The organism is Pseudomonas siliginis (genome assembly GCF_024072275.1).
In the GTDB taxonomy this organism is placed as follows: Bacteria; Pseudomonadota; Gammaproteobacteria; order Pseudomonadales; family Pseudomonadaceae; genus Aquipseudomonas; species Aquipseudomonas siliginis.
This window is the reverse complement of the sequence record NZ_CP099598.1, coordinates 4,962,576-4,975,000: the sequence shown is the minus strand read 5'-3', so window position 1 is coordinate 4,975,000 and position 12,425 is coordinate 4,962,576. Positions and strand designations below refer to the sequence as shown.

General features: G+C 58.7%; 8 protein-coding genes and 2 rRNA genes (1 of these 10 only partly in view). 7 read left to right on the top strand and 3 right to left on the bottom strand.

Annotated elements, in window-relative coordinates:
• The 5 genes from NF676_RS22815 to NF676_RS22795 all read left to right on the top strand — a co-directional run.
• Window positions 1-2,013 (top strand): 23S ribosomal RNA (locus tag NF676_RS22815) (it extends 881 nt beyond the left edge of the window).
• A 154-nt stretch (window positions 2,014-2,167) separates the two neighbouring features.
• A 5S ribosomal RNA gene (gene rrf, locus NF676_RS22810) occupies window positions 2,168-2,283 on the top strand.
• A gap of 148 nt (window positions 2,284-2,431) precedes the next feature.
• On the top strand, window positions 2,432-3,091 hold the full coding sequence (locus NF676_RS22805) for a paraquat-inducible protein A (protein ID WP_056790348.1): 660 nt from the start codon (window positions 2,432-2,434) through the stop codon (window positions 3,089-3,091).
• Window positions 3,078-3,701, top strand: a complete 624-nt coding sequence (locus tag NF676_RS22800) for a paraquat-inducible protein A (protein WP_056790346.1) — start codon at window positions 3,078-3,080, stop codon at window positions 3,699-3,701. Before NF676_RS22805 ends, NF676_RS22800 begins: the two co-directional genes overlap by 14 nt.
• A complete protein-coding gene (locus NF676_RS22795; RefSeq protein ID WP_041480022.1) occupies window positions 3,694-5,997 on the top strand; it encodes a PqiB family protein in 2,304 nt (767 codons plus the stop codon). The genes NF676_RS22800 and NF676_RS22795 overlap by 8 nt, the downstream gene beginning before the upstream one ends.
• Before the next feature lie 176 nt (window positions 5,998-6,173).
• On the opposite strand, the gene mksF is transcribed toward NF676_RS22795, so the two are convergent.
• Genes mksF through mksB form a run of 3 tightly spaced genes read right to left on the bottom strand, consistent with a single transcriptional unit; the run spans window position 6,174 to window position 10,982 of the window.
• On the bottom strand, window positions 6,174-9,014 hold the full coding sequence (mksF, locus tag NF676_RS22790; RefSeq protein ID WP_041480021.1) for an Mks condensin complex protein MksF: 2,841 nt from the start codon (window positions 9,012-9,014) through the stop codon (window positions 6,174-6,176).
• The gene (mksE, locus tag NF676_RS22785; RefSeq protein ID WP_016773189.1) at window positions 9,011-9,712 is read right to left on the bottom strand and encodes an Mks condensin complex protein MksE; all 702 of its coding nucleotides are present in this window, start codon (window positions 9,710-9,712) and stop codon (window positions 9,011-9,013) included. The genes mksF and mksE overlap by 4 nt, the downstream gene beginning before the upstream one ends.
• Window positions 9,702-10,982 carry an Mks condensin complex protein MksB gene (gene mksB / locus NF676_RS22780; protein WP_160768349.1) on the bottom strand — a complete coding sequence of 427 codons (1,281 nt, stop codon included), beginning with the start codon at window positions 10,980-10,982 and terminating at the stop codon, window positions 9,702-9,704. Before mksB ends, mksE begins: the two co-directional genes overlap by 11 nt.
• A gap of 242 nt (window positions 10,983-11,224) precedes the next feature.
• Between mksB and NF676_RS22775 the strand changes: the two genes are divergently transcribed.
• Both NF676_RS22775 and rimI read left to right on the top strand, forming a co-directional pair.
• Window positions 11,225-11,971, top strand: a complete 747-nt coding sequence (locus NF676_RS22775; RefSeq protein ID WP_252887986.1) for an energy transducer TonB — start codon at window positions 11,225-11,227, stop codon at window positions 11,969-11,971.
• Window positions 11,964-12,416, top strand: coding sequence for a ribosomal protein S18-alanine N-acetyltransferase (gene rimI / locus NF676_RS22770; RefSeq protein ID WP_039761243.1), 453 nt, complete (start codon window positions 11,964-11,966; stop codon window positions 12,414-12,416). Before NF676_RS22775 ends, rimI begins: the two co-directional genes overlap by 8 nt.
• Window positions 12,417-12,425: the final 9 nt, after the last annotated feature.

Here is a 12,425-nt window from a genome sequence, read left to right as displayed (position 1 = left end):
ACTTACCAAACCGATGCAAACTCCGAATACCTACAAGTGCCGAGCATGGGAGACACACGGCGGGTGCTAACGTCCGTCGTGAAAAGGGAAACAACCCAGACCGTCAGCTAAGGTCCCAAAGTTATGGTTAAGTGGGAAACGATGTGGGAAGGCTTAGACAGCTAGGAGGTTGGCTTAGAAGCAGCCACCCTTTAAAGAAAGCGTAATAGCTCACTAGTCGAGTCGGCCTGCGCGGAAGATGTAACGGGGCTCAAACCATACACCGAAGCTACGGGTATCATCTTAGGATGATGCGGTAGAGGAGCGTTCTGTAAGCCTGTGAAGGTGAGTTGAGAAGCTTGCTGGAGGTATCAGAAGTGCGAATGCTGACATGAGTAACGACAATGGGTGTGAAAAACACCCACGCCGAAAGACCAAGGTTTCCTGCGCAACGTTAATCGACGCAGGGTTAGTCGGTCCCTAAGGCGAGGCTGAAAAGCGTAGTCGATGGAAAACAGGTTAATATTCCTGTACTTCTGGTTATTGCGATGGAGGGACGGAGAAGGCTAGGCCAGCTTGGCGTTGGTTGTCCAAGTTTAAGGTGGTAGGCTGAGATCTTAGGTAAATCCGGGATCTTAAGGCCGAGAGCTGATGACGAGTGTTCTTTTAGAACACGAAGTGGTTGATGCCATGCTTCCAAGAAAAGCTTCTAAGCTTCAGGTAACCAGGAACCGTACCCCAAACCGACACAGGTGGTTGGGTAGAGAATACCAAGGCGCTTGAGAGAACTCGGGTGAAGGAACTAGGCAAAATGGCACCGTAACTTCGGGAGAAGGTGCGCCGGTGAGGGTGAAGGACTTGCTCCGTAAGCTCATGCCGGTCGAAGATACCAGGCCGCTGCGACTGTTTATTAAAAACACAGCACTCTGCAAACACGAAAGTGGACGTATAGGGTGTGACGCCTGCCCGGTGCCGGAAGGTTAATTGATGGGGTTAGCTAACGCGAAGCTCTTGATCGAAGCCCCGGTAAACGGCGGCCGTAACTATAACGGTCCTAAGGTAGCGAAATTCCTTGTCGGGTAAGTTCCGACCTGCACGAATGGCGTAACGATGGCGGCGCTGTCTCCACCCGAGACTCAGTGAAATTGAAATCGCTGTGAAGATGCAGTGTATCCGCGGCTAGACGGAAAGACCCCGTGAACCTTTACTATAGCTTTGCACTGGACTTTGAATTTGCTTGTGTAGGATAGGTGGGAGGCTTTGAAGCGTGGACGCCAGTTCGCGTGGAGCCATCCTTGAAATACCACCCTGGCAACTTTGAGGTTCTAACTCAGGTCCGTTATCCGGATCGAGGACAGTGTATGGTGGGTAGTTTGACTGGGGCGGTCTCCTCCTAAAGAGTAACGGAGGAGTACGAAGGTGCGCTCAGACCGGTCGGAAATCGGTCGTAGAGTATAAAGGCAAAAGCGCGCTTGACTGCGAGACAGACACGTCGAGCAGGTACGAAAGTAGGTCTTAGTGATCCGGTGGTTCTGTATGGAAGGGCCATCGCTCAACGGATAAAAGGTACTCCGGGGATAACAGGCTGATACCGCCCAAGAGTTCATATCGACGGCGGTGTTTGGCACCTCGATGTCGGCTCATCACATCCTGGGGCTGAAGCCGGTCCCAAGGGTATGGCTGTTCGCCATTTAAAGTGGTACGCGAGCTGGGTTTAGAACGTCGTGAGACAGTTCGGTCCCTATCTGCCGTGGACGTTTGAGATTTGAGAGGGGCTGCTCCTAGTACGAGAGGACCGGAGTGGACGAACCTCTGGTGTTCCGGTTGTCACGCCAGTGGCATTGCCGGGTAGCTATGTTCGGGAAAGATAACCGCTGAAAGCATCTAAGCGGGAAACTTGCCTCAAGATGAGATCTCACTGGAACCTTGAGTTCCCTGAAGGGCCGTCGAAGACTACGACGTTGATAGGTTGGGTGTGTAAGCGCTGTGAGGCGTTGAGCTAACCAATACTAATTGCCCGTGAGGCTTGACCATATAACACCCAAGCAATTTGCTGACCTGAAAAGGCACCAGATTGCGGTGTGTGAAGACGAAACGAACCGAAAGTTCGAAATTCACAAACACCTAGCTGTCACATACCCAATTTGCTGAAGCGAGGCCATCTGGTCACGAGTCAGTACCCGAATTTCTTGACGACCATAGAGCGTTGGAACCACCTGATCCCATCCCGAACTCAGCAGTGAAACGATGCATCGCCGATGGTAGTGTGGGGTTTCCCCATGTGAGAGTAGGTCATCGTCAAGATTAAATTCCGAAACCCCAATTGCGAAAGCAGTTGGGGTTTTGTTTTGCCTGCGAGAAAGTTTTTCAGAGCTATGGCGAACAAAATTGCACAGTTATTTTCGAAGCAGAACACTAGAATAGCCCCATCTTTATCGGAGCCAGAGCCTGTATGTCAGAATCGGTTGACGCCCCCGGGCTGTCAGATTTACCGCTGGAAGACTTGATAGCCTGCCACGAGTGCGACTTGCTGATGCGCAAGCCGACACTTGCCCATGGTGAGAAAGCACTCTGCCCGCGTTGTGGTTATGAGTTGTACGCCCATCGCCATAACGTGGTGCAGCGCAGCCTCGCCCTGGTGATTGCCGCGTTATTACTTTACGTGCCGGCAAACTTTTTACCCATCATGCAACTCAATATCCTCGGGCAATCCTCGCAGGATACGGTCTGGAGTGGCGTAGTCGGCCTGTTCAGCACCGACATGCAAGGTGTGTCGATCGTCGTCTTCCTTTGCAGCATGGCCATACCGTTACTCAAGTTGTTGTGCCAGCTGTTTGTGTTACTGACGATTCGTTTCGATGTCGGCCGAAGCTACGGTTTGCTGCTCTATCGTATTTACCACCACCTTAGGGACTGGGGCATGCTCGAGGTCTACCTCATGGGCGTCCTCGTCGCGATCGTGAAGCTGGCGGATATGGCAGCAATCACCGTCGGCCTCGGACTGGCATGTTTCATTGGCTTGTTATTGGTGCAAGTCTGGCTGGAGGTGGTGATGTCACCGCATCAGATCTGGCAGGCATTATCAGGAGAGGATGCCCATGCGGGCGATTGATGCGGGCATTCTGGTGTGCACCGAATGCCACGAACTGAACAAGCAGGAAGCTGACGTCGACGAGCAGAGCTGTACCCGCTGCGGCGCGCAGGTTCACGCTCGCCGCCCCAACAGCTTGACCCGCACCTGGGCGCTGTTGATCACGGCAGCCATTATCTATGTTCCGGCGAATGTCTTGCCGATCATGACGGTCAGTTCTCTGGGCCAGGGTGAACCGAGCACCATCATGTCCGGCGTGATTGAACTGGTTCAGCACGGCATGATCCCGATCGCCACCGTGGTGTTCATCGCCAGCATTCTGGTGCCCACGTTCAAACTGGTTGGCATCGCGCTGCTGCTGTTTTCCGTGCAGCGTCGGCAGCCATTGTCGGCCCGTCAGCGTATCTGGATGTACCGTTTCATCGAGTTCATTGGCCGCTGGTCGATGCTCGATATTTTCGTGATCGCCATTCTCGTGGCGGTCGTCAACTTCGGCCGGATAGCCAGTGTCGAAGCCAATTTGGGCGCCGTCGCCTTCGCCTCTGTGGTGATTCTGACGATGCTCGCCGCAGTTACTTTCGATCCCCGACTGATTTGGGATAACACGGAGTCGGACGACGACCATGACTGATTTGCCTGTAGCGAAAACCCGACCGGCTTCGAACTGGTCGGCCATTTGGGTGCTGCCTCTGATCGCGCTGATCATCGGCGGCTGGCTCGGCTGGCGTGCTTATTCCGAGACCGGTATCGAGATTCAGGTGCGCTTTGAAAGCGGCGAAGGCATCCAGGCCAACAAGACTGAAGTGGTCTACAAAGGCATGCCGGTCGGCAAGGTCAAGACGCTCAAGCTCGACGATGAGGGCAACTCGAAAGGGGTGATCGCCACCATCGAAATGAACAAGGACGTCGAGCAGTACCTGAAGACCAGCACGCGGTTCTGGCTGGTCAAACCGAGCGTGACCCTGGCCGGTATCACTGGTCTGGAGACATTGGTCTCGGGTAACTATGTCGCGATCAGTCCCGGTGAAGGCGAGCCCGTGCGCAAGTTCAAGGCACTCGCCGAAGAGCCGCCGCTTTCCGACGCCAAGCCCGGTCTGCACCTGACCATCAAGGCCGATCGCCTCGGCTCGCTGAATCGCGGCAGCCCGGTGTTCTACAAGCAGATCAAGGTCGGTCAGGTCAAAAGCTACGTGCTGTCCGAGGATCAGAGCACCGTTGAACTTAAGGTGTTCATTGAGCCTACCTACGCCAAACTGGTGCGCAAACATACTCGTTTCTGGAACGCCAGCGGCATCAGCATCGACGCTAACCTGTCCGGCGTGAAAGTGCGCAGTGAATCCCTGGCCAGCATCGTCGCCGGTGGTATCGCGTTCGCGACGCCGGAGAATCGCAAGGACAGTCCGGCGACCGACCCGAGCCTGCCATTCCGTCTCTATGAAGACTTCGACGCTGCCGCTGCCGGCATTCGCGTGAAGGTCAAACTCAGCGATTTCGAGGGCCTGCAAGCCGGTCGCACGCCGGTGATGTACAAAGGCATTCAGGTCGGCAACCTGAAAGCGCTCAAAGTCGATCCGGACCTGAACAGTGCAACAGCCGAGCTGACCCTCGATCCGTTGGCCGAAGACTATCTGGTTGAGGGCACGCAGTTCTGGGTGGTCAAACCGTCGATATCCCTTGCCGGTATTACCGGCCTGGAAGCGCTGGTGAAAGGTAACTACATCGCCGTGCGTCCGGGCGACAAAGGCGCTGCGCCGAAACGCGAATTCGAGGCGCGACCGAAAGCACCACCGCTGGACCTGCGTTCGCCAGGCCTGCATCTGGTGTTGTTTACCGATTCGCTGGGCTCGATCGATGTCGGCAGTCCGATTCTGTACAAGCAGGTCAAGGTCGGTTCGGTGCAGAGCTACCAGTTCTCCCGAACCAAGAAGCAGCTGGTCATCGGCGTGCACATCGAGAAGGAATACGAAAACCTGGTCAACGCCTCGACGCGCTTCTGGAATGTCAGCGGCATTACCCTCACGGGTGGCTTGACCGGCGGCATTCAGGTCAAGAGTGAATCCCTGCAAACCCTGATGGCCGGCGGTATCGCGTTCGAAACGCCGCAAGCCAATGCGCCGTTGAAGAAACGTATCCCGCGCTTCCGTCTGTTCGCCGATCATGACGAGGCGAACAAGAAAGGTGCGGTAGTGACGATCAAGGTTGATCGCGCTGACGGCTTGAGCAGCGGTACGCCGGTACGTTTCAAGGGGCTGGATGTCGGCAAGATTGAAAGCGTCGATCTGACCGATGACATGCAGTCGGTAATCCTCACCGCTCGCATCACTGAAGTGCCGGAGAAGATCGCGCGAGTCGGCAGTCAGTTCTGGGTGGTCAAGCCGGAACTGGGTCTGATCAAGACGCAGAATCTGGAAACGCTGGTCACCGGCAAATACATCGAAGTCCAGCCGGCGGCGAAGAATCTCGGCCCGCAGAAGAACTTCGTTGCCTTGGCCGAAGCGCCGGAAGTCACCAGGCAGGAAGCGGGTCTGAGTCTGGTGTTGAGCGCCGCACGTCGTGGTTCGCTTAAGCCTGGCGTACCAGTGACTTACCGTGAGATCACCGTCGGAAAGGTGACAGGTTATGAATTGGGCCAGACAGCTGACCGTGTGTTGGTGCACATCCTGATCGAGCCGAAGTATGCGCCACTGGTGCGCAGCGGCAGCCGTTTCTGGAACACCAGCGGCGTGGGCTTCGATTACGGCTTGTTCAAAGGTGTGACGGTTCGCACCGAATCGCTGGAGACGCTGATTCAAGGTGGCATTGCCTTCGCCACACCGGATGGCGAGCGCATGGGCAATCCGGCGCGGGCCGAGCAGACGTTCCCGTTGTTCGACAAGTTCGAGGATGAATGGCTGACCTGGGCGCCGAAGATTCAGCTTGGTAAATAGCAGCGTCTGTTGAGACGCCTTCGCGAGCAGGCTCGCTCCCACAGGGGAACGCATTCCAATTGTGGGAGCGAGCCTGCTCGCGAAGGGGCCAGCCAAATCAACACAAAATCCAGGCGATAAAAAAGGGCCGCGATCTCATCAGATCGCGGCCCTTTTTTTGCTTCAGCTACCGCCGATCAAACCGCATCCAGCTCCGGCTCATCGGCCTGCACATTCAGCGTGGCCTTGACCACATCATGCCGGCGAATGTACTTCCAGTCCGCCTCATCGATGTAGATCCCGGCCGGGCCGCTGCCGCCTTCCAGGTCGATTGCGACACTGGCGCAGACCTGCGGCTTCACACTCGCCAGAATCGGCACGAAGCCCAGTTGCAGACTGGTCTCCAGCAACGCCGCCTGGTTCTTCTCGTCGATGTCCGCCGCTTCGTCGAGGTAGTACGGCAGACGCACGCGGCCGGCCAGATCGCGATCCATCAAGTGCAGCAACAAGTACATGTTGGTCAGCGCCTTGATGGTCATGGTCGTACCGTTGGAGGCCGCGCCGTCGATGTCGGTGTGGATGACTGGTTGACCGTTGACCTTGGTGATCTCGAAAGCCAGTTCGAACAAGTCCTTGAGGCCGAGCTGGTTGTGGTTCGCTGCCACCAGCCGCGCCAGATATTCCTTGGCCTCTTCGTTCTTGTTGTCCTGCTCGGCGCTCTGGCTGAGGTCGAACACCGACAGGGTTTCGCCTTCCTCATATTGCCCGGCGCTGTGGATGATCTGGTCGATGTGCTTGAGTGCTTCCTTGTTTGGCGCGAGGACGATGCGGAAGCTCTGCAGGTTGGAAACCTGCCGCTTGTTGATCTCGCGGTTGAACAGCGCCAGTTGATGCTCGAGGCTGTCGTAATCGCTGCGGATGTTGCGCAGAGTACGGGCGATGTCGGTGACCGCCGCGCGCCGCGCCTTGCCGAGGGTCAGGGCTTCATCGGTGCGGTGCGCGTAAGCGTTGATCAGCAACGACAGACGCCGCTCCATATCATCTTCGCTGTCGAACTTGGCCACACCTTTCAGACGCACCTGCGCGTACAGCGCTTCGATCTGGCCATCGGCACGCAGCAGGCCCTGCCAGCTGTCCTGATAGTCGTTGAGCAGCGGCAGCAGGTTGTCCATCGAATCATCGACCGGATCCATGAACGGCGTGCCGAACGGCAGATCCGCCGGCAGCAACTGACGACGACGCAGCGCATCGTCGAGCGTGCGTTGCTTGGCTTCCATGTCGGCGATCTGACGGCCGACCAGTTGCAGCTTGGCCGACAGTTGCTGGACGCGCTCGGTGAACGCATCGCTGGAGCGCTTGAGTTCGTCCTGCGCGGCTTCCATCTGCGCCAGTTGCTCGAGCTTGTCGCTTTCTTCGGCGCTCAGGGTTTGGGTGCGACGGAAATCTTCCAGCGCCTTCTGTGCGTCCAGCACCTGCTGGTACAGCGCTTCGGTCTGGGTCTTGCTCGCGGCGCGGTCGGCGGCCACGGCCTGCTGGGTTTTCAGTTGCTTGAGCTCTTTTTCCAGACGCTCTTTCTGATCGCGCAACGCGGCGCGGTCAGCCAGAGCCTGCAAGGCAGGCGGCTCAATGTGCGAGATGTCGATCGACAGGCCCGGCACTTCGAAGCGCTCGCCCTTGAAGCCATCAAGAATCAGCTCCACGGATTTGACCCACTCACCGTTCTCGTCGAGGGTGATGCCATGTTCGCCCAGCGGCAGGCTGAACAGCGCGCTGTTGAACAGACGCATCAGACGCTCGACGTCCTGTTGCGAGAACTCTTCGCGCAGGCGGGCATAGCTGTTGTTATCAGCGTGATCGAGTTGTTGCTTCACCGACTTCAGGCGTTTTTCCAGATCGCGCAGACGCTCTTCGAGATCTTCGGCGCTGAACTGACGCGACTGCGCCAAGGCACCGGCCAGTTCGTCGTGTGCATCCTTGGCGGCGAGCAATTGTTGCTCGAGCACTTTGACGTCATCGACCAGGGCAAAGCGGTTCTTCAGCACCGACAGCTCGCCGAGCCAGCGCTGGATACCGGAAATTTCCCGTTCCAGACGCATCAGTTCCTGAGTACCACCGCGTTGATCGTTCTGCAGATCGTCCTGCTCGCGACGGTAGTGCTCGGCCTGGATGGTCAGCTCTTCCTTGCGCGCCGTGGCGTAGTCCGACCAGGTGCCGAGCAAGGAGTCGAGCAGCGGCGACAGGCGATGCAGTTTGCCGCGCAGCACATCGCGCTGTTTCACGCCGTTGGCCAGCGCTTCAACCAACGGGCCGGCAGCGACCAGCGAGTTGTAGTCCTGCTCCATGCGCCGCACATCGCGGAAGGCTTCTTCGCAGGCAGCAATGTAGTCGACGCTGCCGGAACGCAAGCTGTGTTCGAAAGCATCGAGGAACAGTTGCTTGAGCTTGGCCGCGGTGATTTCGCGCATGTGCAGCAGGTTGATGAACAGCGCGCGGAAGGTCTTCAGGCTCTGCTCGCTGGTGGAGCGCAGCGGGATCAGCGTCAGGTCGAGCGGGATCGACGTATGGCCGCCAACCAGCAAGCGGCGCAGTTCATCCGGCTTGAGTTCGTAGGCTTTCAGGCCTTCTTTTTCCAGATTGCTGAACAGTTCTTTCTGGCGCAGGCAGGTGTCGTTTTTCTGGTAATGCGCCAGATCGAGCTTGCCGGCGTAAGCGAAGAACTGGTGACCGAAACCGCCGCCCGGGCCGCGACCGACCACGCCGATCACGTGCGGGCCGTGGGGCAGGTTGACTTCGACGAGGATGTAACTGGTGTCGGAGGCGAAGTAGAAGCGCCGCGATTGTTCGAGGCTGTACTTGCCGAAGCTCATGTCCGACATGCGCGCCAGAATCGGGAACTGCAAAGCGTTGATCGACGCCGACTTGCCGAGGTTGTTCGCGCCGTAAACCGACAGCGGTTCTTCCAGCGGAAACAGACCGAGGCTGTAACCGGCGGTGTTCAAAAGGGCAAAGCGGCGGATGCCGTAGCGTTCCTGGCTCATGCATCGGACTCCTGTTCTTCGGCAATGGCGCGGGCCAGTGCGTCTTCTTCGCTTTCTTCTTCAAATTCGGAAAGATCGAGCGGATCGTCGGTTTCGAGGAATTTCGCTTCAGCTTCTTCGTCGATCAGCACCGGCGCCGGCAACGGCAATACGCTGTGCACGCTGGCTGCCAGGTCGCGGTCCTGTTGTACCGACAGGCACACGTCGAGGAAACGGTGCATCGGCGGCAGGAAGCGGTAGACACCGTTTTCTTCGCCGGCGAAACCGAGCTGGGTCATGCGGCGCATGATTTTTTCTTCGAGTTCTTCAACAGTCTGCACTTCGGCCTGAATGAACAGGTCGCGGTACTTGTCCAGCAGCGACGGCAATTCTTCGCGGCCGAGGCTGCCGCCGTCGAGCACGGCAATCGGGTCGCGGCCCTGATCGGCCAGGTGCTCGACGAGGATGAAGGTGAACAGCGCCAGACGCTGGGCGGTCTTGTTCACCGCTGCGGCGGCCATGTCCGGCACGAAATAGTAGAAGCCACGGGTGTCGCAGACCAGTTCAAAGCCCAGCGCCTTGAACAGCGTGCGGTACTGATCCTGGAAGTTTGACAGTTGTGCGTACAGCTCAGGATCACGGCGGCTGACGTGGTAACCCTTGAACAACTCGCGGAAGATCGGCGCCAGTTGCGACAGTTCGGATAGATCAAGATGCATTTGGGATGCTCGCAGAATCCTCGGCGGCGGTATCGCTGGCCGAGAGCAGGGCGAAGGAGCGCAGGCTGACCTGGTGCTCGTGAGTATGGTATTCGCGGCGTTCCAGACGCTCGCGCTTGAAGCGTTTTTCCCGCGACAGGCGCGAGAACCAGTAAAGCAATTCGTCGGTGGCGCCGTCCGGTTCCTGCTCCAGCAGCCAGGTCATCAGGTCCGGCATCGGCAGGGACTCTTCGCAACGATCGACCATCTCGCGCACGGTGCGCGGTGCACGTGGGGCGTCGCCAGCCTTCTGGGTTTTGTGCGCCTTGGGGAAGCGCGCCGGTTTCGGCTCGAAACGCGCCAGCGCGTAGACGTAGGCTTCGACCTGACTGGCGCTGCCCAGGAAGGTGCTTTGCGGACGGGTGAACAGTGGCATCGCCGCTTGCGGCACGGCGTCGATCCCCTTACGCCGGATCGCCGCCAGCGCCAGTGCGGCGCCACGGGTCACGGCGTTGTGCCGACGCGCTTCTTCACGCAACGGCAGCAGCAGTTCGCGGGCATGACGCAGGGTCAGTTGCGCGCTGGTCTGCATTTCGAGGATGCGTGCGTGGGTGCGCAGGAGCATGTCGTCATCGACCAGATGGCCGAGGCGCTGCTGTTCGCTGAGCATCTTCAGCAGCACGGTTTCGACCTTGCGCACGCCTTGCTCGAAGGCACCATCGGCGTTGACCAGATCGATCATCGGCTCGACGTATTCGTCCCACGTCGCCAGGACTTCGGCGTAACGCTGACGCAGCGGAATCTGCCGGTCGCTGGTCTTCGCGCGCTCGGCCACGGCCACCAGCGCCTGTTCGTCGTTGTCGAGTTTCTTCAGTACGTCGCGCACGCGCATGTCGAGCAAGCGCAGCTGGCGCGCCAGATCGTTGCCGTCACGAACGTCGAAAGCGTCCTGGATATAACCGGCCAGACGCTCAAGGTGACGCAAATAGGCTTCGATTTCCAGGCACAGACCGAGGCGGTGTTCGCGGCGCAGGTAGGCGAGGAAGTCGTGGATCTGCGCGTTGAGCTCGAAACGGTTCGGGCTTTTCGCCACCGGAACCAGAATATCGAGGCGAATCCACACGTCGAGCAGGCTGGTGATGTCCTGAGGCGTGCTGTCGAGTTGTTGGGCGGCCAGTTGCGTGCGCAGTTCGTTGAGGCTCAGGGTGCCTTGGTCGAAGTGCTCGCACAGTGGCTCCAGAAGTGCCCAGTGTTCAGCGAGGGCGCGCAAGACGCGCTTGGGTTCGATCATCGGAATGGCCGGCTGGTTGGCGATTAAAAGCGGCGATTGTACTGCATCACAGGCGCGGCGATTCACTCTCGGGACGGGCTGTCGCATTCTTTGGCCAAAGGGCAGCGGCGCAGCGCAGCGCGGGGTATCGATCAACAGCGAGCGATCTTGTGCGAAGGGCGGTAGAATCAGCGCACTTTCCGTTATCCACAAGTGGCCGACCTTTGCTTATCGAGTCCCGCCGCCGCGCCTATTTGAACGCCATGCAGGTGGTCAACTGGCTGCCGCGCACCGAACTGCCTTTCGCCGCGCCTTCGCGGCCCGAGCTGCTGGAGATGCCCGAGCCCGAGCTCGAGGTACCGGTTGCTCCGGCGCCTCAGGCCGAAGCACCGGCGCAGCCTGCCGCGCGTCAGGCCGAGCGACCGAAAATCGAGGTGCCGCGTCCGTCGCTGGCCAGTACCCGCAACGGCGCCAAACCGGTGGAAGAGATCGACGAGACGCCGGTGGTGGTCAAGCCTGCGCCAGTGCCGCCACCGCGTTTTGCCCTGCAACTGCTGCGCGCCGGGCGTTGCTTGCTGCTGGTCGAGTTACCCACAGGCGAAGCGTTTCAAAGTCGCGATCCGGCCTACCTGCTGCTCAAGGATATGCTGCGCGCCGCCGGTTTGCCGGATGCGCCGCAAATCGTCGGTGAACCTGTGCGCTGGCCGTGGCTCAATCGCGGCACGCTGGATCAAGGCCCGGAAGCGGCGCGCGACTTCGTGCAGGGTTTCCTCTCGGTGCAGATGGAAGCAGCACCCTGCGCCTGTCTGTGGCTGATCGGCCTGCCAGCGCTGAAGTTTGCCGGGGAAGCGGACGCCGAAGCGTTCAATAGTGAATTGCAGATCGAAGGTCTGGGCCTGGCCTGGGCGATTCCCGGTCTGGAACTGTTAATGGAAGAGCCACAGCGCAAGGCCGCTGTGTGGCAAGCCATGCGTCGGCTGATGGCGCGCTGGAAACCATCCGATGAGTGAGGCTGTAACCTTTCGCCCGATGACCGAGGCAGATCTGGACGCTGTGTTGAAGATCGAATACGCCGCGTACAGCCATCCGTGGACCCGGGGGATTTTTCTCGATGGCCTGGGCAAATACCAGATCTGGCTGATGTTCGAAGGGCAGCAGCAGGTGGGCCACGGTGTGGTGCAGATCATTCTTGATGAGGCGCACCTGCTCAATATCACCGTCAAGCCGGAAAATCAGGGGCGCGGGTTGGGCCTGACGTTGCTTGAGCATTTGATGTCGCGGGCGTATGCGGCTGAAGCGCGGGAGTGCTTTCTCGAAGTGCGCGACAGCAATACTGCTGCTTTCAAGTTGTATGAGCGGTATGGCTTCAACGAGATCGGCCGGCGTCGCGATTATTATCCGGCGGTGGGTGGGCGTGAGGATGCAGTGGTGATGGCCTGTACCTTGGTGGATTAGGCCTGTAGG